19 protein-coding genes are annotated in these 23,329 nt (G+C 42.1%); 3 read left to right on the forward strand and 16 right to left on the reverse strand.

From position 1 onward, the window contains the following. Positions 1-92 precede the first annotated feature (92 nt). From C8D97_RS13210 to C8D97_RS13275, 12 genes are all read right to left on the reverse strand, one after another. A complete protein-coding gene (locus tag C8D97_RS13210) occupies positions 93-566 on the reverse strand; it encodes a hypothetical protein (protein ID WP_109764261.1) in 474 nt (157 codons plus the stop codon). Between the two features lie 705 nt (positions 567-1,271). Continuing rightward, the gene (locus tag C8D97_RS13220; protein ID WP_109764263.1) at positions 1,272-1,721 is read right to left on the reverse strand and encodes a DUF4234 domain-containing protein; all 450 of its coding nucleotides are present in this window, start codon (positions 1,719-1,721) and stop codon (positions 1,272-1,274) included. Positions 1,722-1,819: 98 nt separating this feature from the next. Then, the gene (locus tag C8D97_RS13225; protein WP_109764264.1) at positions 1,820-2,938 is read right to left on the reverse strand and encodes a serine hydrolase domain-containing protein; all 1,119 of its coding nucleotides are present in this window, start codon (positions 2,936-2,938) and stop codon (positions 1,820-1,822) included. Positions 2,939-2,987: 49 nt separating this feature from the next. Then, positions 2,988-4,034, reverse strand: a complete 1,047-nt coding sequence (locus C8D97_RS13230) for an acyltransferase family protein (RefSeq protein WP_109764265.1) — start codon at positions 4,032-4,034, stop codon at positions 2,988-2,990. 158 nt (positions 4,035-4,192) lie between these two features. Then, the gene (locus C8D97_RS13240) at positions 4,193-4,810 is read right to left on the reverse strand and encodes a LysE family translocator (protein ID WP_109764266.1); all 618 of its coding nucleotides are present in this window, start codon (positions 4,808-4,810) and stop codon (positions 4,193-4,195) included. Positions 4,811-4,916: 106 nt separating this feature from the next. Then, positions 4,917-5,381 carry an ankyrin repeat domain-containing protein gene (locus C8D97_RS13245; RefSeq protein ID WP_109764267.1) on the reverse strand — a complete coding sequence of 155 codons (465 nt, stop codon included), beginning with the start codon at positions 5,379-5,381 and terminating at the stop codon, positions 4,917-4,919. A 456-nt stretch (positions 5,382-5,837) separates the two neighbouring features. After that, positions 5,838-6,410: a YceI family protein gene (locus C8D97_RS13250; protein WP_210204944.1), complete on the reverse strand. Its 573-nt coding sequence runs from the start codon at positions 6,408-6,410 to the stop codon at positions 5,838-5,840. 167 nt (positions 6,411-6,577) lie between these two features. Beyond that, positions 6,578-6,982, reverse strand: coding sequence for a VOC family protein (locus tag C8D97_RS13255; protein ID WP_109764269.1), 405 nt, complete (start codon positions 6,980-6,982; stop codon positions 6,578-6,580). 18 nt (positions 6,983-7,000) lie between these two features. Then, positions 7,001-8,431 carry an alkaline phosphatase gene (locus C8D97_RS13260; protein ID WP_109764270.1) on the reverse strand — a complete coding sequence of 477 codons (1,431 nt, stop codon included), beginning with the start codon at positions 8,429-8,431 and terminating at the stop codon, positions 7,001-7,003. A 152-nt stretch (positions 8,432-8,583) separates the two neighbouring features. Then, positions 8,584-9,276, reverse strand: a complete 693-nt coding sequence (gene nfi / locus C8D97_RS13265) for a deoxyribonuclease V (protein WP_109764324.1) — start codon at positions 9,274-9,276, stop codon at positions 8,584-8,586. Positions 9,277-9,458: 182 nt separating this feature from the next. Then, entirely contained in the window at positions 9,459-10,013 is a 555-nt protein-coding gene (locus C8D97_RS13270; RefSeq protein ID WP_109764271.1) for a hypothetical protein, read from the reverse strand. Between the two features lie 85 nt (positions 10,014-10,098). Further along, positions 10,099-11,262, reverse strand: a complete 1,164-nt coding sequence (locus tag C8D97_RS13275) for a VanZ family protein (RefSeq protein ID WP_109764272.1) — start codon at positions 11,260-11,262, stop codon at positions 10,099-10,101. A 238-nt stretch (positions 11,263-11,500) separates the two neighbouring features. Here C8D97_RS13275 and C8D97_RS13280 point away from each other — a divergent pair, with 238 nt between their 5' ends. From C8D97_RS13280 to plsB, 3 genes are read left to right on the forward strand one after another with little or no spacing between them, the layout of a single operon-like run. Then, positions 11,501-13,120: an acyl-CoA ligase (AMP-forming), exosortase A system-associated gene (locus C8D97_RS13280; protein ID WP_109764273.1), complete on the forward strand. Its 1,620-nt coding sequence runs from the start codon at positions 11,501-11,503 to the stop codon at positions 13,118-13,120. A gap of 31 nt (positions 13,121-13,151) precedes the next feature. Next, a complete protein-coding gene (locus C8D97_RS13285) occupies positions 13,152-14,384 on the forward strand; it encodes a pyridoxal-dependent decarboxylase, exosortase A system-associated (protein WP_210204945.1) in 1,233 nt (410 codons plus the stop codon). 18 nt (positions 14,385-14,402) lie between these two features. Continuing rightward, positions 14,403-16,874 (forward strand): glycerol-3-phosphate 1-O-acyltransferase PlsB, encoded by a 2,472-nt coding sequence (gene plsB, locus C8D97_RS13290; RefSeq protein WP_109764274.1) that lies wholly within the window; start codon positions 14,403-14,405, stop codon positions 16,872-16,874. On the opposite strand, the gene C8D97_RS13295 is transcribed toward plsB, so the two are convergent. The 4 genes from C8D97_RS13295 to C8D97_RS13310 form a co-directional block, all read right to left on the reverse strand. Then, positions 16,871-18,349: a S8 family serine peptidase gene (locus tag C8D97_RS13295; RefSeq protein ID WP_109764275.1), complete on the reverse strand. Its 1,479-nt coding sequence runs from the start codon at positions 18,347-18,349 to the stop codon at positions 16,871-16,873. The two genes, plsB and C8D97_RS13295, sit on opposite strands and share 4 nt — an antisense overlap. A 189-nt stretch (positions 18,350-18,538) precedes the next feature. After that, complete coding sequence (locus C8D97_RS13300; protein ID WP_109764276.1) at positions 18,539-19,174, reverse strand: response regulator; 636 nt, start codon at positions 19,172-19,174, stop codon at positions 18,539-18,541. Beyond that, positions 19,167-19,952, reverse strand: a complete 786-nt coding sequence (locus C8D97_RS13305; protein WP_109764277.1) for a sensor histidine kinase — start codon at positions 19,950-19,952, stop codon at positions 19,167-19,169. Before C8D97_RS13305 ends, C8D97_RS13300 begins: the two co-directional genes overlap by 8 nt. A 4-nt stretch (positions 19,953-19,956) precedes the next feature. Further along, on the reverse strand, positions 19,957-23,307 hold the full coding sequence (locus tag C8D97_RS13310) for a protein kinase domain-containing protein (protein WP_146196148.1): 3,351 nt from the start codon (positions 23,305-23,307) through the stop codon (positions 19,957-19,959). Positions 23,308-23,329 lie beyond the last annotated feature (22 nt).

Raw genomic sequence — 23,329 nt, forward strand, 5'->3', positions numbered from 1 at the left:
GATATCTTCACATAAATTGCGGAAAATAGTTGGCTAAAATCAGCGAAGAATGAGCGTAAGCCAACTGTTAGATGTCCATTCTGATGCGATTGTTATGCATCATTCCCAAAGTAACGCTTAAACAAACGTGGACACATAAATTGCTCACAACTTTCTTCAAACAACCAATTTGAGGAAAATTGAATATGGCAAAACACATAATCAATAAAATAAGCCATCTCTATAAGGTATTTTTTAGAATCATTATGATTTAATCCTTTTGAGATCCTCACTTGAATTAGGTCAGCCTTAACATCTTTATTGACTCTGAAATAAACACGAATACCTAGTTCAGAATAATACTCTGTTCCAAACGCATTGCCTTCAATTTCCCATACACTTTGGTGAATTTGCTTTTTAGTAGCGACTCCACGAAGAAAGTTTCTAGCGACTTTCAAGTTTTTGGGCAAGCACTCGCCTGACCGAAATCGTATTAATTTTTCACAACAGTCAAGCAAGTAGCGTTTCACCAAAAACTCTTTGCCTTTGCTCTGACTAATTAACTTTAGTTTGTTAGTTAAATTCATAATCTAGGCATCATTTGGATGCATAACGCCCCATAAATTGCGGCTTTGAAGTTGTTTTTTGTGGTAGCATAGCGTTAAACCACAAAACAAGCGATCGAAAAGCCATCAATTTATAGCTTTGTTAGGGCATCTTTTACTTCAAAATTTCGAATAACTTGTATGAACCCGCCTTTAACTTTATCTAAATCCTCGACGGCCACTTGATTAGTAATATAAGCACTTTCTGTGTCAGATTCAAACATATAGAATTCAGAGATATGGGAACGTCAACCCCTAATACAGAGAAGTTATACTTATATTTATACCCGGTGAATATTTCACCTTCAACAGACCGCGTAATCTCAGAAATTCCACCTTTATCATTCAGATTAAAAAACTTCGGCATATTTGATTTGAGGTTTTCTATATCCAATTTAACGAACTCTAATAAAGAAAAGCTGGCACCTTTAGGATATATCTCTATCTTTGATATTGCATCACCAGGCGACTCTACAAAAATATACCTGTAGTCCTCATCTTCAACATCTTCCGTGACTTTCCAATTCCCTGGATAGTCGAACGAAACTCCGCTTTTCATATACCTGTTAATATCCTTGAGTTCAGCGCTTCGCTCTCTGCAACCGAACATAAATAAAAATGTTACTGTTAAGAAAAGTGCAGTTTTATATTTAGGCATACATTGCATACTCGGTGACACGTAACGCCTCATTCAGCAGAAATCTGCTGCAATGATTTGTTAATTGTCGCTTCATAATTGTTGTTGATCATATGTTGAAAGTAAATAACATGAAATATTGATGTAAGATACGCATTCAACCATTCTTTTTGGCCTTTTTTCGCGCCAGATAAACTATTCAGTTGATTTCTCACTTTCACAATCCAAACAACATCGAGTACCGACGAAAAAATATGTATCGGCAAATGAGCTTTAAGAAGTTGAGTATCTGGCAAGTTGGCTACACCCCATAATAGTGAAATTGTAGACAAGATAAAAAATAAAATGGTAAGCAACATAAATCGCTTTGAAATTTCGTTGCTATTCTTATTGATTTCTTTAGATAGCTGATAAAGCTTGTACATAAGGTAACCACCGATAGTAATTACACAAAGCACCAATACTTGTAATGTTGACTCTTTCCTAAACCTATATTTCATTCGATAAAGCTCAAAGCTAGTTTTTCAATTAACGTCGCGAACAGGTGCGTGGTCAAATCAGGACAGCCATCACTTATTCCTCACGGAGCGTACTTAAGCTAATTATTATCTGCTCTTTTACACGCTTCCACATCCAAGAAATGATCCCGCAACTCTACCATGAAGAGTTCATAGTTAAATTCGGTGAGGTTAGCCACTGCTGCCAGCACTAAACCATCCTCCGGAAACAGCCAAAACTGAGTTGTGCCACCGATCGACCCGCCACCATGGCCGTACCAAACTATTTCATTCTCATCCCTAACAATTCGCCATCCAAGCCCGTAACCGGTGGGTTGACCATCATTCGTTTGCATTGTCGTCCACAAGCTTTTGATCGTTTCTGGTTTGAGGTGCTCGTTATTGAGATGCGCCAAGCCAAAACGCACCATGTCATCGGTTGTAGACAAAAAACCCCCGCTCGCCCATTTGTAGCTGTTGTCGACTTCTGGCTCGTTAGTATAACCATCCCCATTGGATCGATAATACCGCCCTCGATTAGCAATGATCTTCTCAAGATCATCAGCAACCGTGTCCTTCATCCCTATAGGACCGAACACCGTTTCATCCATGAGTCTTAGGAATGGCCGATTTGCAGCCGCTTCCATTGCGGCACTCAGCAAATTATAGCCATACGAAGTGTACGACCAGCGTTCGCCCGGCACCATGACCAACGGATCGTTTTCAAATATTTCAAGTCCAGAAACGACATCGGAGTACCACGTGCGTAAATACGCTTCATTTCCCTTGTAATGGCGAATTCCTCCTAAATGGCCTGCAAGTTGTCTTACCGAAATCTGATGCTGCTTCTTCGGAAAACTCGGGACGTAGTCACGAACAGGAGCATCAAGATCGATGAGATTGTTTTCGACCAGTTTCGCTAACGCAAATGCAGTAAACGGCTTTGCAACACTGCCAACCCGAAACTTCGTCGATGCAGGATCGACTGGCACTCGTTGCTCGAGATCTGCGAAACCGCTCCCGTGTGACCAAAGCAATCTGCCCTTGCATCCAACTGACACAGCTAAGCCAGGGCTATTGCTTTCACGAGCAAAGGACTCGACCAACTGTTTAGCTTCAACGTGATATTCGTCCGGTTTAGATGAGGTGGCGCATCCACCGAATAAAACTAGTACAGCCGTACAAAATACGGCTGAAACAAATCTACGAATTATATTCATTAAATCAATTCCTCCTTAAGGACTCCGACCATGCCTGATAGATAACGCCTCAAGCAGAGGCGCGCGTAAGCGCGTCCTGCTGCCTTGATTTGTTAGATGCCAAGTTTCGTATTACCTTTCCAACAGGTTTTTCGAAACACCGGTAGGAAATATAAGCTACCAACACGCTTAGAACGAAGGATAGCAAGAGTTTTATTTCAACAGATAACGTAAGTTGATTGACTTTAATAATGATTGGCATGTGTAGTAAATACAAGGAATACGATATTTTTCCAATAAAATCACCAAGCTTGTTAGCTAAAAATACGTTGTTATTGGGAACCAAGAAGACGATACAAAAGAAAACGGTACTCATCACAAGCAATACTTCGTAGCTTAACCACATTCTTGTTTTATCCGGAGTGGTCAGAGGGGAAAACGCTGGGTACATTAATGGAATTAAGCAAAGGGCTAGTATAAACCAATGCTTTTTCAGGTACTCGGGTACCGCAAGAGAACGGTATTGCATCCCAAGCACAACACCAACAAAAAAGAAAGGAAGAGTTCTTAATACACTAAAAATATTGTATGGCACACCATTTATATCGCCATAAAATTTTGGAAAGTTTGTCAGAAACAGTAAGATCATCAATGCGACAATGGATAGATAAATGTACCCCATTCTGTTCTTCGCAAGAGTCCAAAAGACAATGAAAATTAAATAGAAGTGTATCTCAGCCGGGATAGTCCAAAGGACACTATCACCATATAGGAATAGCAAGTGTCCCAGCAGAGCATTGAAGTCTGGAATATTATATAGACTGTCATTCCCAATTAAGGCTAAAACGTACGAGCCAAAAACAACAGCTAAATACAAAGGCAATACTCTGCCGACCCTAGCAAGGAAATATCGAATCATATTGCCCTGATTAAAATCCTTATCTAGATAGAGATAAGACATTAAAAAGCCACTCAACATGAAAAAAAGCATAACGCCGTATGCCCCAGAGCCACCACCCAGAACACCATCAAGCCAGTTAGTAATATCACTGAAGTGAGTGATAAAAACGATAAGCGCAGCCAATCCACGTAAAGTATTTAGTTTTCTGATTTCCAACGATGATCTCTTAACTCCGAGAGTTCCGGCGCATCTAACGCCCTGTTAAGGTGTGAGCAACACAATACAAAAGCCTCCGCACACCACCTTAATCACTAAAATCAACGCATAGTGAAAATGCCACGCGTTGCGAATCACTCTTGAACAGTTTATTAATTTTATTGCTGGCGACTTAGTAACAAGCTTGCTCCAGACATAGCTAAAAAGGTTGCACAACCTCTATTGAAGCGCTTTGCCATTTTCGGCTTCGTAAACCACTGCCTTAAGTACATTCCAAATATGGCATAAATCGATATTGCACCCATTTCTAAAATTAGGAACGTAGCCCCTAATACGAAGAACTGTTCATTTACACTCGCCGAAACATCGACGAACTGTGGTAGAAAGGCAGTAAAGATTAAGATCGCCTTTGGATTACCAGCGGCTAACAAAAATTCTTGTTTAGCTAAACCCAGTCGGTTGCGAGTATTTTCTAGTTCAGAGACAGGACTTGCTTCCGAACGCCAAAGATTAAAGGCAATCCACAACAAGTAAGCTGCGCCCAAAACTTTAATGGTTAGAAACAGAGTCTCAGATGCATAGAGAATAACAGCTAAACCTGAAGCAGCCAAAGCAATCATTACAGCAAATGCAGCAATTCGACCAAGACCAGCAATGAAAGCGGACTTAAAACCGTAACAACGAGCATTGTTCATAGACAATAAGTTGTTTGGACCTGGAGTCATATTGAGCGCAAAACACGCAGGTATAAAGAACAATAACTTCCAGATTTCCACAATATTTCCTCCATAAAACTAACGTCCGGCACACCGGCCGACTGGAGCGCAACGTAAGGAGGTCCAGGCCGAAGACCGAGGGTGCTGCCGCTTGTTAAGTCTTTTGTTAGTTAAGTACATCATAAAACTCGGTACGCCCTTGTACTTTGGCATGTTGCAAGGGAGTGTTATCTGCTTTGTTTAAAAGACATTTGTTACAGCCAACCTCAATTAACTTTTTGGCTAAATTAGGATTACGGCTAGTCACAGATAGATGTAATGCGGTACAACCGTTCTTGTCTTTAGCGTCTAGTTCAATACCCGCTGCTGCCAAAGGTTCAATACAATCCAATGCTCCACTTACGGCAGTGAGGTGCAAAGCTGTCCAATCGTCAGTGCCTCTGCAGCCCAACTTCGATCCGCTTTGGAGTAACAGGCTTACTATTTCTGGCTGATTATTCGCACATGCTCGGTGCAAGGGAACAAATCCGTACTTGTCAGGCTCGTTTATATCGTAGCCACCATCAATCGCAATTTTTACTGCCTTGATATTGCCTTCGATTATAAACTTAAAAAATTCTTCGTAGTCCATAGATGCCTGTAGGCTTAACAGTTGATTCTTACGCAGCCAGCATTAAATACCAGCGCGTCTGTTTTTTGTCTCGATTTAGCAAAGAGTATTCCAAATATTGTTTATATTCAATAATTTACCGAAAAGTACCTTTAACTCTATTTCGGCAAAACAGGCAGCCTGCGTATGTTACCAAAACAATATTTGCGTTTGTTTTATTTTTTCTTCGTTTTAATTACCAATAAATTCAAGTAATTAGATCAAAATAAAAGAATAATTAAGGCAAGCTGCCGCTGTTTTCAAATAAATATCGTGGATGGTTAAGTGAATAAAAGACGCCTCGGTATCGGTTAAGTTGGATTCAGGCCGTATTCCTATTCAACTAGGAATGTTTATTTGAACCAGAGAATTTGACCTATACGACCGATAAGATATACGTTAATTAAGTTTCGATACGATTAGAGTCTGCTTATTTATTTAATCGACTTTCTGAAACTCGGCATAAATTTCAATATCCACACGATCACCCACCATGGGTATGTATTGATCCATACCAAAGTCTGAACGTTTGATAGAACCCGTTGCCGAAAAGCCTAAGGTATAAAATCCTGTTAGCATATTATTTGCGCCACCATGAAAAGTCGCGTTAAGTGTGACCGGCTTTGTTACTCCCAGCAGGGTTAACTCGGCATTAAATTGAAACTGGTTTTCTACCTCCGTTGGCGTAACGGATAACGTTTTTAAAACCGCTTCAGGAAATTGTTCGGTATGAAACCAACCGTCTCCGCGTAATGTGTCTTCTAGGGATTTATTGTTAACGTCTACACTGTTGGTTTGCACTTTTGCTTGCAGTGAACTTTGTGCCATTTTATTGGGCTCAAAATTTAACGAGGCCGACATATCATTAAATCGCCCCACATACATTGATAACCCCAAGTGCTGAACTTTAAACAATACCGTTGTGTGCTCAGGATCAAGTTGATACTGGCCTTTTTCCAACTGGGTGATTTGCGGTTCAACAGAAGGTGTTAACAGGTAGCTGCAAGACACAAGAGTCACCGTTACTGCTAAGTAAAAGCATGGTTTAATGCATATAAACACCTGAGACTCCATACTTAATATTATAATTCATGTCATCGTTTAAATTGCACTTATCATCCGAAACCAAGTTTAATGGCTTTAGATACATTCATTATGATATTGAATAATCCTGTTCGCTAATTATCTTGATACAACGTACACACCGCTCCAGCCGGATCTTCAATAATGGCGTATTTACCTTCGCCTTCGGGACGCTTTAATACTTTGCCGCCCATCGACTCACACTGGCTTAGGGATTCCGATAAATTATCCACTGATATGTAGACCATCCAAACCGGTGGAATATTGGCGTTACCGCCTTTTGCGTGACATATGCCTGCGGTGGGTTCTGCTTCACCTTCAACAGTCATATTATAATCGTTGTAATCGCCCATGCTGACAGGGCTTGAAGTCCAACCAATCACTTTTTTATAAAACTGTTTAACCGACTCGGCATCTTCAACGGTTAAATCGGTCCACAATATTTTTCCTGGTTTTGATTTTTCTGATGCTGATTTTTCTGACTCTGATTTATCTGACATGGGACTCTCCGCCTTTAATTATTCACTCAGGTTGTTTAGCCAGTTTAGTAGCTTCTGACCAATAAAGGTATTGTCATGGTGACCATAAAATTGCTCGGCACCGACACCGTATGCGTAAAGGTTAACATCAACACCAGTATGACCATGAGTTGTCCAGCCAGCAAAACTTGCTCGGTTTACCGTATTCTTCAAAAAACCATAAATCTGTCGCTTGTCATCACGGCCCTGCAATTGTGCCCATTGCTTTGATTCTAACTCCGTTAACGTTATTCCAAGATCCGATAAAAATATTTCGATGGAATTTTCCTGCATCACTTGCTCAGCATAATCGGGCAAACTTTGCTTCATGCGCTTAATCGGATGAACATTAAATTGATAATAATCTCTATCTTCCACTCGGGCACCAACAGAAAGCCCGCCCGTTTCGTGATCGGCGGTCACTAAAACCAATGTGTCGCCATCTTTTTCTGCGTAGGACACCGCCGCTTTTATCGCGCTGGCAAAGTCATCCATTTCATGCATCATGCCGGCTACATTATTATCGTGACTGGCCCAATCAATTTGGCTGCCTTCTACCATCAAAAAGAATCCTTTATCGTCATTACCTTGTTCCAAACGATTTATCGCAGCGTTTGTCATTTCTGCAAGCGAGGGGTGTTTTTCGGTACGTTGCAACACTCTTGGCAAACCAATGTCCGCAAATAAACCGGCCACCTTGTCACCGGCTGTCTTAAGCTCGCTGGATTGCGTGATCACATCAAAACCCTGTTGTTCAAGCTCTAGGGTTAAGTCACGATCATCCCGTTTAAAATATTGCCAACCGCCACCTAAAAACACATCTACCATGGGTTGATTGTTATAAGTATTATCCAAAAACTGATCGGCAATATTATTGTAATTGCGACGACTGGGCTCGTGGGCAATAAAAGCTGCGGGCGTCGCGTGTACAATTTGTGAGGTAGCCACCAAGCCTGTGTTTAAACCTTTTTGTTTTGCCACCTCAAGCACCGTTGGTACAGGCGCTTTATTATTATCAACAGCAATCGCGCCATTGTAGGATTTAATACCGGCGCTGTAGGCGGTGGCCGATGCCGCTGAATCGGTAACCTGGTAGTGAGTATCGCTCGAGTTATTTAAATTTTGCGATCCGGAATTATTCACTGCCATCGAATGACCAATATGATTATCGGTACTAAGGGTGCCAACCAGTAGCGGATCAAACAGCATAGGATCAACGCCAGGAGTAGAGGGATCATCATTAAATATCCGGTAGGCTTTTATATGCGCAGGCCCCATGCCATCAGCAATTAATAGAATGACATTTTTAGGCGATTGGTTGCTCGTTTTAATGTGACTGCAACCAGCAGCTATAAATAATAATGAGACTAACGCGGCCATCATTTTAAAATTAAATTCCGATGGCTTTTTAACGCTTAACCGATGAAACATAAGGCTCCTTGTTTATTAACAATACACTATTAACGATATATTATTATCAATACATTCGTAAAAATAGTTTTGTGAAAAAGTCTTTACAATAATTTGTAAAAATATAATTCCAATTAACCATTGGTTTATCTGACTTATCTTGTTTATCTTGTTTATCTTCTTGATGCTAATTTATCCGCCACCCGTGTAGGCTCTGGTAGCTTAAATCCACGCCCCATTGTTAATGTCCAATGGACAGCGGAGTCAATATTGATTAAATGTCCGGGCGACACAAAAACAGGTTTAACATTATCACGGGTGCATAACACGGCACCAATTTTTTGCTGTTGATAATACAGAGGCTTGTGACTGCCACGCGTTAGGCTGGGTGATTCATAGTCGCCCACCAGCTTAGATTTTGCGACGCCAAAACTGGGTATGCCCGTTATTAAACCAAGATGACAAGCAATGCCAAACCTTCGAGGATGGGCGATCCCTTGACCATCACACATGATCAATTGTGGTAACTGTTCTATTTGTAAAAATGCTGATAACACCGCCGGAAGTTCACGAAACGACAGATAACCGGGAACATAAGGAAATACATTATCCACCACCGCGCTTTTTTGCTCCACCACAGTGGCATCAGTGGCATTTAAAATAACCACCGAGGCGCGAATTTGCCGTCCTTTATTCAACACACCGGCATCGACTCCAGCAATATAGTTGACGGAACTCAATTGATCTTGCAGTAAAATTTTTTCACACAACCGTTGTTGGATCACTTTTGCCTCAGCAAAAGTTTCAGGCCAGTCGTCAAGGATCGACTGAATTGCATCAGGATTAAATAAACGAGATTGTTTCATTAAAGCCATTGTAACGGCATCGCAGGAATTGGCAATGATGGGCGAGTTTCGAGTTTCGAGTTTCGAGTTTCGAGTTTCGAGTTTCGAGTTTCGAGTTTCGAGTTTCGAGTTTCGAGTTTCGAGTTTCGAGTTTCGAGTTTCTAGAAGATAACGCGGTTGACGAGATCCACAAAAATTACGGCTTAAATAATAAAACTGATGGAAAGCAAGGTTATGGTAGCCATTGATAAAATACCCAAGATATTGTCATAGCGGTTTTTATCTTGCGAATTAGCCTGTGAGCTATAGGATGCTATGGACTCCTGACTCCCATTAACAATGGCTTGTTGATGGATTTTATTCTGTTGTGCCAGTGTTATTCGTCCTGTTTCAATATAGCTATGGAACAACTGTTTTTGAAACGCATCAGAATAAAACAATCCACTTTGTAATGCAGCGATCACAACCTCAAAATATTCGGCAGACCAGTCGATAAATGTCTGGCTGGTTTGATTGCTCTGCTGAAGTATTTGCAATTCCCATTGCTCCCCCTCCGACATCGAGTATTGATGCTGCTTTAACCAGCTGTCCAGTTGCTGTCGACGGTACAGATCGATTCGCCGGCTCAATGACTGCCAGAGCGCTTTATAGGCCAGAAAGTGATGACTCGGCTGCTGCAAACCAGTTTTATTAGCTGACAAATCTTGCAGTAAAGGCTTAACCTTCAGGTAAGGAGAAATAGCACCAACAGTTGTCATAATCGACTCCCAACATCTAACATCGATTGAACTTAATGTAAGGTTATCGAAACCTTATGACAGGGGTATGACAATTGTTGTATTTTTAATCGACGGGAGAAGTCGATATTTGCTTAACCGGTAAGGTTTGTAAGCGCGCAAAGCCAAGCGATAAGAAAAACGCGATTAATGGATCGGTAAACTCGGCATTGCGGGTGCCAATCCAGATTTGACCAAATTCAATTATCAATAGCCAACCGGTTAAAAGACCACAAGCCCACTTCCAGTTGTGTAACCATCGATTTAATAAATAAAAACTGGCGCCATAAAAAAATAAGTTTTCAAAAACCTGATAGCTATTGATCCAGAGCGAACCACTTAAATAGCTGGCAAAGGGTATCCAGTGAATGGTATCGGTTTCATTTAAACTAAAAGGATACCAGCTTCTTATCAACAACCAGAGCAACAACAAGGCTGCCCAATGTGATTTAATTTTAGAACCCGCGAATTGAAAAACAGCTACCGCAAAAACAGACGCGATTAACGAGTTTAGCGACATTAAGTTTCTAACCAGTAAGATCTGTACAATCATAATCACAAAGATGATCGCCAGCCGATGATAATAACTTAATTGGCGTGGCACTATTTTATCCAGAAAATACCAGAACATTAACCAGGCAAGAAACTGATCAACTAATTGAAACGGTGTAATCAAATGCCAGTGACTTAAGGGTTTAAAACTGAATTTAATTTGTAGCCAGTCAAACGAGGGGATGAATGGAAACCAGTGATAACCGAGCCAGCAGGCCACCAAAATAACAGGAACGGTTAATGTTTGCGTTGGCTCATCACTGTCAAACCAGCGCGCTACACGACTGCTGGCCAGTATTCGCATTAAGATAATGCCCACCAGCAAACCGGTAGCATTTGCCCAGGCATCACCGGCGGTTGATACTCGACTGGGTAAAAAAAGTTGCAAGCCTTGCAGTAACACCGCAAACGCAAAGCCGCCTAAAATCAAAATAAAATTATAACGCCGGTTAATGGCCGGATCCGTGTGCGAAAAACCCAGAGCCCCAAAAAAGCCAAAGGGTATAAACAACAAAATGTTGCCCAGAATATCCCCCCGGGTAGTTCGAGACTCAAAAGAAAACAGCCAGTCCCACCAATTTATGGCGGATAAATTTTTCGCTTCAAAAGAAAAAGGAAACAGAGAACCATAGATGATCAGGAGAGTGACAATGAAAAATATTTGACGCAAACCAGACATAAAGGTGACTTGATTCCTTTTGAATTAAACAACAACGCACAAGCTTCAGAAGCCTTCTACGGCTTAAGTTTAAAGGCTGCCTATGACTAAGATTCACTGGCTGACGAAGCTCTTATCCCATGCTAAACTATGCCTTGCCTGCAGCAATTTAACAACTTTTTTCAATGAGTTAGCATAATTTATCATCACCCATGTATGCCATACCTCAGCCCCACAATGAACCATAAAGCGAGTTTCAATGAGTGAATTATTGCATGAGCTGATCCTGAATACTGCCAGGCAGTTCCCCGGTCGCGTCGCCGTTATTCACAAAGAGCAGCAATGGCGCTATCAGGAATTGGCTGAATTAATCGCTAATTTTGCTCAACTGCTTTTGCAACACCAGCTATCCGCCAACGGTCGAGTGGCCGTTTACCTGCCGAAACAAATTGAAACCCTTGCCGCGTTATTTGGCAGCTGTTACGCAGGCGGTGTCATGGTGCCCGTGAACCCTCAGTTAAAAGCACCTCAGGTCAGTCACATTGTCAGTGACAGTGGTGCGGAATTTCTGGTCACCACAAAGCATCGATACAACCAATGCAAAAACCTGTTAAACCAGTGCCCGGCATTGCGGGCGGTTATCTTAATCGATGACCCGGACAATAGCCTGACCACCGAGCAAGATCCGCAAGCCAGTCATGATTATATTAGTCATAGTTGCATTTACTGGGCTTTCGACAATAAGTCTTCTGTTGATGACAATGCAGAGAGCCGCTTTCAACCGCATCGCCGCATCAGCCATGATATTGCAGCGCTGCTTTATACTTCTGGCAGTACAGGCCTGCCAAAGGGCGTTATTTTATCGCACCTGAATATGGTGGCTGGCGCCAAAAGCGTTGCTGGCTATTTGCACAATCACAAGGATGATCGACTGCTGGCGGTTTTGCCCTTTAGCTTTGACTACGGCTTCAGCCAGCTGACAACGGCTTTTTTAACCGGAGCCAGTGTTGTGCTGCTTGAATACCTGATGCCGCGGGATGTCATTCGCGCAGTTGAAAAATACCGCATCACCGGACTGGCTGCGGTGCCTCCTTTGTGGATCCAGTTGGCGCAACTGGACTGGGGTGAAACCGATTCATTACGATACATCACCAACAGTGGTGGCGTTATGCCCCAGCCAACTCTGGCAGCCCTTAGGGAAAAGCTGCCTCAGACATCGCCGTATCTTATGTATGGCCTGACAGAGGCATTTCGGAGCACTTATCTTGATCCCAGGCATCTTGATAGCCGCCCCACATCAATGGGCAAAGCCATACCGGATGCCGAAATACTGGTGCTGAATGAACAGGGTGAGCAATGTCAGGCCAATGAACCCGGCGAGCTGGTGCACCGTGGAGTTCACGTGGCACAGGGTTACTGGAATGCACCAGATAAAACCGCGCAGCGATTTCGCCCTCTGCCAAAAACTTCAGGCGGCAGGCATGAGGAAATTGTCGTCTGGTCTGGTGATACCGTAACGCGTGACGAACAGGGCTTTCTTTATTTTGTTGGCCGTCAGGATGACATGATCAAAAGTTCCGGTTACCGCATCAGTCCAGCCGAACTGGAAGCCTTGGTGATTGATATGCCACAGGTAGCCGAGGTCGCCGCCTTTGGTGTGCCCCATGAGCAGCTTGGTCAGGCCATTGTGCTCGCCGTCAAACTGAACAATAATAGCGATACGACAAGCGCGGAGATTTTAAAGCTTTGCAAACAGCAGCTGCCGAATTATATGCACCCTCATCATATCGAACAATATGATGAACTCCCGAAAAACCCAAATGGTAAAATTGATCGGGTTAAATTAACCCAACAACAGGATCAATTGTTCAGTCGCTAACGTAGCAGCAACGACAAACGGAACAAACACTATGGCAAGCCCACTGACTCACTGTGAAATGAGTCAATTTAAATCCCACAATAACCAATTGCTGGTAAATAACATCCCTTTGACGCGGTTAGCTCAACGCGCCGGTCAAACGCCTTTTTACGCCTATGATCGCAGTGTTATTCAGCAAAAAATCGATGAATTACGCCAAACATTTGAAAACGAGGCGAGCATTCATTACGCCATAAAAGCCAATCCGATGCCTGCTCTGGTTGATTTTATCGCCGATAAAGTTGATGGGCTCGATGTGGCTTCCGGTAAAGAATTAACAACCGCACTGAACAGTGGAAAGTCCCCTGCTTGCATCAGCTTTGCAGGCCCAGGTAAAAACGAAAAAGAATTGCTGATGGCGCTCGCCGCAGGCATAACCATCAACATTGAATCGAACACCGAACTTGAGCGCATTATTCAACTGTCGGAGCAGCACAATTTAATCGCCAATATTGCCGTTAGAATAAACCCAGATTTTGAGCTTAAAACATCTGGTATGCGAATGGCCGGTGGCGCGCAACAGTTTGGTATTGATGCCGAACAGGCACCATTAATTTTAGAAAGAATAAAAGCCGCATCATTAAACTTTCGCGGCTTACATATTTTCACAGGCTCACAAAACTTAAACCCGACCGCGATTTGTGAAGCGCACAACAATATTTATGCCCTGGCCGAATCAATAAGCGCCTCCGCTAAAATGCCACTGCCCACGTTAAATATTGGTGGTGGCTTTGGCATACCCTATTTTCCCGGAGAGTCGCACTTAAATTTGCAACCGGTTGCCGAAAATATTAAACGATTGAATCAACAATACAGTGCCCAGTTTAAACAAACCGAAATTATTCTTGAACTCGGCCGCTATTTAGTCGGTGAGGCTGGCATTTTCGTCTCAAAAGTCACCGACATTAAACAATCGCGCGAACAAACCTTTGCCATTATTGATGGTGGTCTGCATCATCACCTTGCAGCATCCGGTAATTTTGGCCAGGTGATACGAAAAAATTATCCGGTTGCGATTGGCAATAAAATGGATAAGCCCAAGGATCATTCGGTATCCATTGTCGGGCCGCTGTGTACGCCGCTCGATTTACTGGCGAAAAATATGCCGTTACCGACAATAGAAATTGATGATCTTGTTGTGATCTACCAATCCGGCGCTTATGGTTTTACCGCCAGCCCTAGAGATTTTTTAAGTCATAATCCACCAGTTGAACTGCTGGTCTAACAGAATAAGATTAATACGATGATGGGATTAAGAAGTATCTACTTTAGTTTGGTCAAGCAACCATTAAAATGGTTAGTGCGTATTAAAACACTGCCCGAACAACCGGTAACAACACTCGATATCAACACCGACCAACCGGTATATTATGTTTTACGCACCCGGGCCACCAGCAGTTTTCTTATGTTGCAGCAGCAATGTAAAAACCTTGGCCTGCCAGAGCCCAGGTACATCAGCAAGTCGGATCAGACAATACCCAACGGTGGCGTGTTCTTTATTCAACACAAACAAATTTTTGGCCGCCGCCCCTCCACCATAAAAAAGTACAACCGACAATTACAAAACTTATTGCAGCAGCATGACGACAATATGGATGCACCGCAATTAATCCCGGTTTCTATTTACTGGGGGCGAAATCCTGGTAAAGAAAAATCTTTGTTACGTGTTTTATTTACCGATACCGAAAGTGCGACGCCGATCCGAAAGCTATTAATTTTATTATTTCAGGGTCGAAACAGTTTTATGCATTTTGGTCAGCCCGTAAAACTCAGTTTGCTAAGTACCGCTTCAAGTGCAGAATCCAAAGCACTTAAAATCATTCGTACGTTACGGGTTTATTTCCACCGACAATGGACCGCTGCCATGGGGCCATTAGTGGCCAACCGAAAACAAATGTTAACCAGTTTACTGGCCAACGATGGTGTTATTGAAGCAATAAAGCGTGAACAGAAAAAGAAAAAAATAACCGCTAATAAAGCCCGTAAGCAAGCACAAAAATACGCCAATGAAATTGCCTCTAGCTACTCTTACAAAACCATACGTGTGGTCAGCCGTTTATTGTCCTGGTTATGGAATAAAATGTACGGTGGCCTGCAAGTTTACAACGCTGAACGGGTCAGAAATTTAGCCAGCGACCATGAAATTGTTTATTTGCCGTGTCACAGAAGCCACATAGATTACCTGCTGTTATCCTATGTGCTTTATTATGAAGGACTGGTGCCACCACATATTGCTGCTGGCATTAATCTGAACTTCTGGCCAATTGGCGGTGTGCTAAGACGTGGCGGTGCCTTTTTTATCCGTCGAAGTTTTAGTGGCAATAAACTCTACACAGCGGTTTTTAATGCCTACTTTCATGCCCTATTGGATAAAGGTGTACCGGTGGAGTTTTTCCCCGAAGGTGGCCGCAGCCGAACCGGCCGACTGCTACAACCGAAAACAGGCATGATGGGCATGATGATCCAGAATTACCTTAAGGGTTGCCGAAAACCCATTATGATTGTTCCGGTTTATGTGGGCTACGAACGCATGATGGAAGGCAAAAGCTACATCAGCGAAATGCAGGGCGCAAAAAAGAAAAAAGAATCCATGGGGCAACTTTTAAAAGTTCGCAATCAGCTTAAACAGCGATACGGAAAAGTTTATGTGAATTTTGCCGAACCTATCGATCTTGAGTCCTGGCTGACCGAGCATTGCCCTCAAAAAACGACTCATAACCACGACAGCAGTGAACGGCCAAGCTGGCTATCGGACGTAGCGCTGAAACTGGGCGAAGAAAATATGACCCGAATTAACCAGAGTGTGGTGGTTAACTGCGTCAATCTGGTAAGTTTAATTTTACTTTCAACCCCTCGTCATACCTTGGGAAAACAGGAACTTGAAAATCAGCTGGCGCTGTATTTATCACTACTAAAATCCGTCAGCTACAGTGATGATATGCAACTGTCGGATGATAATGTTGCAAATTTAATAGAAGAAGCCAAGCTACTGGGAGCCATCAACGAGTTTGAAAATCCGATGGGTAACTTATGTCAGATCCCCGAACGCTCCGCTGTCCTGTTCACTTATTATCGCAACAATATTATCCATTTATTTGCATTACCCGCTTTAATCGCCAGTTGCTTTCGACACTCCAGCAGCCTGAAGTCTGTAGAGCTGGTAGCAAAGTGCAAAGCCCTTTACCCACTGCTTAAACGAGAGTTGTTTTTACAATACTCTGACGATCAACTTTCCGAAGTTATCGATCAATACGTCGAAGAGTTTTGCAATAAAAATATTTTAAACAAATCCGGAGATGAAATTTTCCGACCCGATATCAATAGCGATGAGTTTTCTCAGTTAATTTTACTTGCCGATACCTTAAAAGAAACACTCGAGCGATACGGCATCACCCTGACATTATTAGCGACTCACGCAGGACAAAAAGCCATCAGCCGTGGACAACTGGAAACACAAAGCCAAAAGCTGGCACAACGTATTTCAGCGCTTTACAATATTTACGCACCGGAATCCTTTGATAAAAGTTTGTTTCAGCAAATCGTCGGCACGCTACGACGCAACGGATTAATTGCCAACGGTGAAGGCGGCGATTTAATTATCAGTGGCAGTGTTCCTGATATTCAACATCTGGTGATGTCCATGCTCGGTCAGTCCACTCGCGAAGGGTTGCTAAAAACAGCGCGCTGGGCAATGGTTAAGTGGCGGCAAGACTAAAGTGATGAAAATTCAGAACTAACCTTGCCAGTGTTTACTGAAACATTTTTTGAAGCCGCTTCAATAGCGGCTTTTTTATTGATAACTCCTGCGCCTGCTTGCCAAGGTTCAGCCTGCTCTATGGGTTCAGCAGTACGCTGCAAAATTATTTTTATTTGCTGGCAACTGAGTTCAGGATTTTTTTCAAGCATAGCTGCAATAACACCAGAAACATATGCCGCCGATAAAGATGTTCCACTTGCCTGGGTATAATAAGCAAGAAGCCTGGCTGATAATTGCTGACTGTCTCCACGAAGCGATAACGCACTTAGACTCGATAATGACGCTCTAAGTGATATTTGATTTTGCCCCGGTGCAGTGATGGTCGGTTGATCCTGCCAAAAATATCGCCGGTCATCCATGATGATTTCCTGTGCTTTGACTGGCGCTCCAAAGGAACTAAACTCCGCAATATTTTTATCGCGACTCGCGGCAGCAACAGTAATGACCCATGGCGCTTTTTTATAACTCCCAGTAAGCGATCCTGGTTTATTCCCCTCATTGCCGGCAGAAAATACAGTAATAATTCCCCGGTCACTCAAACGCTTGGTGGCAATGGTCATGGGGTGAGAAATATTCAATGGTGTTCCCATGTCATGACGACTGCCAAATGCATTCAGCACCACTCGAATGTTTAATCGCTGCCGTTGCTGTAACGCATAATCCATACCTGCCAGTGCATCAAACAATGTCTTTTTGTTTCCTGAACCAATACTTATTATGGGTGTTTCAGGAGCAACCCCCATATATTTGCCAGCGGATAGTGCACCACTGCCACTGATTGCACCAGCAACCAAGGTACCGTGTCCGGCACCTATGTCGGTATTTTTTAAAGAAGATTGCATACGCAGCGGTGCAATATTCGAATAACTGCTTAGTTCTGGCTGAATGGTCAGATTTTGCCTGACAACATCCGGAAAACTTAAATCCTGATGCGTAATATCGATGCCAGAATCATTTAATAATACAGATACTTTATTCGTACTAACTGAAGATGTTCGATGATGAGCGTTTAATTGTTCCTGATTATCAATCAAACTGACTTTTAATCGCTGTAATAACGTTAATTCTTTTATCGAGCTGCTAGATGATTCGTAGTGCTGAATGGATTCATATTCAAGCAGCTCATTACACCAGATGGAAACGACATCTTCTCGCATTACCAACGTTTTAATTTGTGTTGCCGTGGCTTTTACCAACACCATTGGCAAGTCATTTAAGCGACTACCAGTCATACCTTCGTCAGATAAATAACGCAATTGATTATTGGTCACAGGATAAGTCTGATCAAATGTCACCAGAACCTCTTGCAATGTATGATCCTGTGACTGCTTTAAAAATGAATTAAGTGCGGGGTCAATCACCGCCGACCGGATCGCGAGAGAATAAACAAAACACCCTAATAATAGCCCGTAACGGCATAACAGCTTAATCATTCACACTCTTGTGCTTAAAAGAATAGTAATCATCAGACTGACACGATTAATAGAAGAATGGGATAAGGGCATACCCCTAGTAGACAAATGCTTTTTCCCTTAATATTTCTTTTAACAAAGAAGCTGAAGCGACTCCATTACAAAAAATTTACTGCCATTACAACAAAACCAGTTCCATAGAGACGTTAACTACAAAAGCCCTTTTTTGGCGGCGTACCGAACCAGTTCAACGGTATTTTTCACGTCGAGTTTTTCAATTACTTTTCCACGATGGTTCTCTGCGGTTTTTGCACTGATCCCCAAACAACGGGCAATATCTTTGGTTGTTGCGCCTTGAACCACCAGATGAAAAACTTCTCGCTCTCTATCGGTTAGATTTTGGTAGGGATCATCAAATGAATCATCTGGATTACGGTATTGCTCCGCTAATATTTCCGTGGCGTATTGTCCGAAATACGACTTACCGGTCGCCAGCCGCTTAACGGCTTCAAGCAGCTCTTTACTGGCACTGTCTTTTACCAGATATCCCGCAGCCCCCGACTTCACCATATGGATCACATATTCTTTTTCTTCGTGCATTGTGAGAACTAAAATTCGGCAATCAGGCAGCTGCTGATTAACCCGCCTGACTACTTCAAGTCCATTCATTTTAGGCATACTGATATCAACAACAAGAACATCAGGCTTATGCTCTAACGCTTTCTCCAGTGCTTCAGCGCCATCTGAAGCCTGCGCAACAACCAAACATTCATCACTATTTTTCAGTAAGCTGATCATTCCTTCTCTTACTATGTCGTGATCGTCTGCCAACACCACTCTAATCATTCGTTTTAGCCTTTTTATTATTAAGCTCTATATTATCCGATGTTATTTTTGTACCCGATGTAATTGTTGACTCGGCACTTGCCATTGGAATATAGGCTTTAATGGAACAGCCTTCATCCGGTGTTGTTTCAATGATTGCCCGTCCTGAATAGGCAGAAACGCGATCTTTTATTGAGGATAAACCAACGCCTTTCTGAGAATCATCGGCCAACTCAAAACCACAGCCATTATCAGAAACCAATAAATGCCAACCATCGTCTTTTGAGTCAAGTTTTATAAAAACATGACTAGCAGCTGCATGTTTAATCGTATTGGTTAGTGCTTCCTGACAAATGCGATAAAAAGTGGTCTGAATAGATTCAGGCATTTTATGATATTCACCTACCACAACGGTTATTTTTATGTCATTAACGCCGCTCATTTGTCGCGCTAACCACTTGATTGCCGCTTCAAGCCCCAGATCATCTAAAATAGGTGGGCGCATTAATCGGGATAAATCTCTAATGTCTTGCAGTGCTTGTCTTGCAAGTTCGAGTTCTTCTGTTGGCGCTTCACTTTTTGCTGTATCACTGTTCAAACGGTTAATCAGCGCGGTCAATATTTGGCCAACGCCATCGTGCAACTCTTTTGCTAATTGCTTTTGCTCCTGCTCTTTGAAATCCCAGATTCGTTGAGCCAATAACTGCATTTGCTGATTATTTTTTTGCAGCTGTAAATTGAGCACTTTTTGTTGTTGTAATAGAGAGGATATTTGATCCACCAGCCGAGAATCCGCCATCCTGCTACTCCTTTTTCTCACTGACCGTAAGCGCAGGAAAATTATTTAACTGCAAAAATGTTTCATGATTATTTTCTGGTATTTGCAACAATATTCTTTGCAATGAATTTTTATAAATAGACTGACTGGCCGGTACCTGCTTATTGTTTTTTAATTCATACAACAAGGCTTCAAACTGAAATTGTCGCCAATAATTATCTAGCCGCCGTAAATCGGGAAGCACATTGTTTAATATATTTTCCAGTTTATTCCAGTTCGAATGATTGAGTGCGTGTATAGCCTGTATTTCTTGCCACTTAAACCAGTCCACAATATGAGCACTTGCTACCGGACTTAATGATGATTCCAGTGTTTCTATAAAGTTACCGGAATAATCTTCAGACTTTATCGCAATCCAATTGTTTAAAATCAACGTTCGAAACTGAATCAGGGGAGATGTCTTATCATTCATTCTGGCTCTAAAGTCATTTAACAATCTAACTGCGGGCAGATATTCTCCTCTGCTTGCCAATAACTCTACTTCCAGTAGTTTATACCACTGATATTGTTCACCGGACTTCTCCTCATCGGAAAGATTTTGTTTAATATTTTCGATAACTCTACGAGCTTTATTCAGCTGGCCAGTGTTGATGTACATTTCAGTCAGCCATAAATTAATTTCGGTTTCTCCACGACTGTCTTTAGCAGCGATCACCTGATCTTTTATAGACTGCCAGATATTTTCACTGACCTTAAAGTTTCCCTGAAAGAATGATAATCTCGCTAAAAAACCTTCCGCAACTAATGCTTCTTCTTTTAAACCTAATGCTTTTGCATCTTCTGTGGTAGTCGAGAAAACCTGATAAGCCGACTGCCAGTTACCTTGCTGCATATTAATTTGAGCAAGACTTTGTCGTACTTTAATGATTCCCATAGGCTCATTGACCGACAGATAATTTTGTTCCGACTGTCTTAGATAGACCAATGCTTCATCAAATTGTGAAAGTAAAAAGTAGATATAACCAATATTATTCATACTTTCAGCTTTCAGCCAGTTATCGTCGAGTGTCATACGAATGGATAATGCATCGCGATAATACTTAAGCGCTGTTTTATAATCGCCCTGCTCCTCTTCCAGTAATCCCAATTTATCATTTATTGATGCGACACCAACTGAATCATTAATTTCCGTTCTAATTGCCAAAGCTTTTTGCAGTGATTGTTTGGCTGCAGAAAAATCCCCCTTAATCGATTGCATGGTTGCTAAATTACCAAGCGAAGTTGCTATGGCCTGAGGCACATCGAGTTCTTCACGAATGTTTAATGCCTGCTGGTAATAATCTTCCGCTTGCTGAAAACGCCCCTGCCGCTGAAGCGCCACACCAAAAGCATTCAATACATTGGCTTCACCAAATCGATCTTTGGTTCGCTTATAGATTACCAGCGCTTTCATCAAATATTCATCCAGTGCTCGCTGAATGTCACCGGTTCGAATAGCGGCTTTCGACAATTCAAACCAGATTTTTGGTGACTGAGTGTCTTGCTTTGATAAAGCCATTAATTGCTTTTTGGCTTGCTCAACCTGGCCTTGTGAGTTTAAGAAAGAGATAAAATCAAAGTTAATGCTTAAGTCATAGGGCAAAATATCTATCAGCTTTTGGTAAAAATGTTCAACTTTTTTATTATCAGATTTTAATTCTGAATACCTTGCCTGTGCTTTCAGATGCAAAATACTATCGTGACGGGTATTTTTAATCAGTTGCTCTAACAAGCTTTCGGCTTTTATCAGCTCACCCCGCCATAGAGCAATGGTTGCTTCAAGAAAGCTTGCCTGTTTTAGTTCAGGGAACTCTTTTTTCAGGTTAGTCAGCGTTTGCTCTGCCTGTTCCAACCTATTTTGACTTATAAAGTCTTCTGTTTGTCGAATCAACCAGTTGGCCCGACCGCTGACTATTGCATCCACTTGTGTGTGCTCTGTCGAATTTAAATGTTCAGCAATGTTACTGGCACTGTTCGATAACTCATCGAGTATTTTATTTTCCGAATAATTTTTTTGCTGCTGCCATGTTTCAGTTAATTGTTTGGTTCGACTGTCCAGTAATTGCAGAGACATATCCACCTGATCGCCAAGCTTGGTAAGTGTTCCGGTGAGCAAGTAATCTGCGCCCAGTAATTCAGCAAGTTGTTTTTTCTGATGATTTGTAAGAGGTATCTGATAACCCAGATAGTCCAGCGTTTGCCTCATTCTGGCTTCATCAATTATTCTTAAACGGAACTGAGACAGTCGATTATAAAGTACGGCTAGACTTGCATCCGACAAAGAGTAATTTAATGCACTCAAGCTTCCTGTTGTCTGCATAGGTAAGATCAATATGGAATCAACGACACTATTATCTGATTGCACAGCTTTAGCCGACTTTTCAGCCAGCGGCTTACCGGAACCATCCTGGGCGTTAGTATCGACTGATGAAGAATTAAATCCCCAATAAAAGAATCCAAAAAAGCCGAAAATAATCACAACCCCTGCGATTCGCCACCATAAAGTTTGACTGGATGATGCAATACTTGATTGAGTTTGATTAAATGCAACAAGCCAAAGTTCACGCATTTCATCAATCGTCTCTGGCTGCTGATGGGGCATCGCCGATAAAGATCGATCAAAAAATGCAGAAAATGTTTTAAATTTTCGATTTAGTTTTACCGCACTTGCGCCTTTATTTTTTTCAGCAGTTAACTGATTAGCGGGTTGTTCAGAAAAGGGGAGTTTTTTATGCATTAGTTCATATAAGGTCACAGCCATTGCATAAAAATCAATTTTCTCATTAACCTCACCACTGTTTAATAAACTGGGCGAGGCATAGGCATGAGTAGCAAACTCTAAATTGTCACTGGCTTCAAGTTTGGCGATACCAAAATCATTAATGTACACATGATGATCAGACGTAATTAAAATATTATCCGGCTTTAAATCGCAATGAATCACCCCTTTTTTATGGGCCGCTTCGATACCAGCAAACAACTGCATGGCAATATTATGAAGTTCATCTAATGATAGAGAGACCTTATTCTTAATGAACTCGGAAAGGGTTGTTCCATCTACCTGATCCATGGTGTAAAACACACAATCAATGTCGTGATAAAACTCATGAACACGTATGATATTGGGGTGGGATATTCTGCGACAAATTAAGATTTCATCACGAAAACGAGACAGTTGCTGGGAGTTCTGGACTAACTCATCGGACAAAACTTTTATAGCAATTTGACAATCCAGTTGCCTATCTAGCACTGAATAGACGTGTCCGTGCGCCCCTTTACCTAATGGCTCAAGTATTTCAAAGCGTCCGATAAGAACCGTTCCCGCCGATAGAATCACGGAAACAGCGCCCAACTGAATT

This window comes from Pleionea mediterranea (assembly GCF_003148745.1).
In the GTDB taxonomy this organism is placed as follows: Bacteria; Pseudomonadota; Gammaproteobacteria; order Enterobacterales; family Kangiellaceae; genus Pleionea; species Pleionea mediterranea.

Excerpts from the sequence above, each read along its gene's own strand:
- C8D97_RS13280 (WP_109764273.1), top strand. The coding sequence starts at position 11,501 with ATGAGTGAATTATTGCATGAGCTGATCCTGAATACTGCCAGGCAGTTC.
- C8D97_RS13220 (WP_109764263.1), bottom strand. The coding sequence starts at position 1,721 with ATGAAATATAGGTTTAGGAAAGAGTCAACATTACAAGTATTGGTGCTT.
- C8D97_RS13275 (WP_109764272.1), bottom strand. The coding sequence starts at position 11,262 with ATGTCTGGTTTGCGTCAAATATTTTTCATTGTCACTCTCCTGATCATC.
- C8D97_RS13245 (WP_109764267.1), bottom strand. The coding sequence starts at position 5,381 with ATGGACTACGAAGAATTTTTTAAGTTTATAATCGAAGGCAATATCAAG.
- C8D97_RS13225 (WP_109764264.1), bottom strand. The coding sequence starts at position 2,938 with ATGAATATAATTCGTAGATTTGTTTCAGCCGTATTTTGTACGGCTGTA.
- C8D97_RS13270 (WP_109764271.1), bottom strand. The coding sequence starts at position 10,013 with ATGACAACTGTTGGTGCTATTTCTCCTTACCTGAAGGTTAAGCCTTTA.
- C8D97_RS13295 (WP_109764275.1), bottom strand. The coding sequence starts at position 18,349 with ATGATTAAGCTGTTATGCCGTTACGGGCTATTATTAGGGTGTTTTGTT.
- nfi (WP_109764324.1), bottom strand. The coding sequence starts at position 9,276 with ATGAAACAATCTCGTTTATTTAATCCTGATGCAATTCAGTCGATCCTT.
- C8D97_RS13210 (WP_109764261.1), bottom strand. The coding sequence starts at position 566 with ATGAATTTAACTAACAAACTAAAGTTAATTAGTCAGAGCAAAGGCAAA.
- C8D97_RS13255 (WP_109764269.1), bottom strand. The coding sequence starts at position 6,982 with ATGTCAGATAAATCAGAGTCAGAAAAATCAGCATCAGAAAAATCAAAA.
- C8D97_RS13305 (WP_109764277.1), bottom strand. The coding sequence starts at position 19,952 with ATGGCGGATTCTCGGCTGGTGGATCAAATATCCTCTCTATTACAACAA.
- C8D97_RS13260 (WP_109764270.1), bottom strand. The coding sequence starts at position 8,431 with ATGTTTCATCGGTTAAGCGTTAAAAAGCCATCGGAATTTAATTTTAAA.
- C8D97_RS13300 (WP_109764276.1), bottom strand. The coding sequence starts at position 19,174 with ATGATTAGAGTGGTGTTGGCAGACGATCACGACATAGTAAGAGAAGGA.
- plsB (WP_109764274.1), top strand. The coding sequence starts at position 14,403 with ATGATGGGATTAAGAAGTATCTACTTTAGTTTGGTCAAGCAACCATTA.
- C8D97_RS13285 (WP_210204945.1), top strand. The coding sequence starts at position 13,152 with ATGGCAAGCCCACTGACTCACTGTGAAATGAGTCAATTTAAATCCCAC.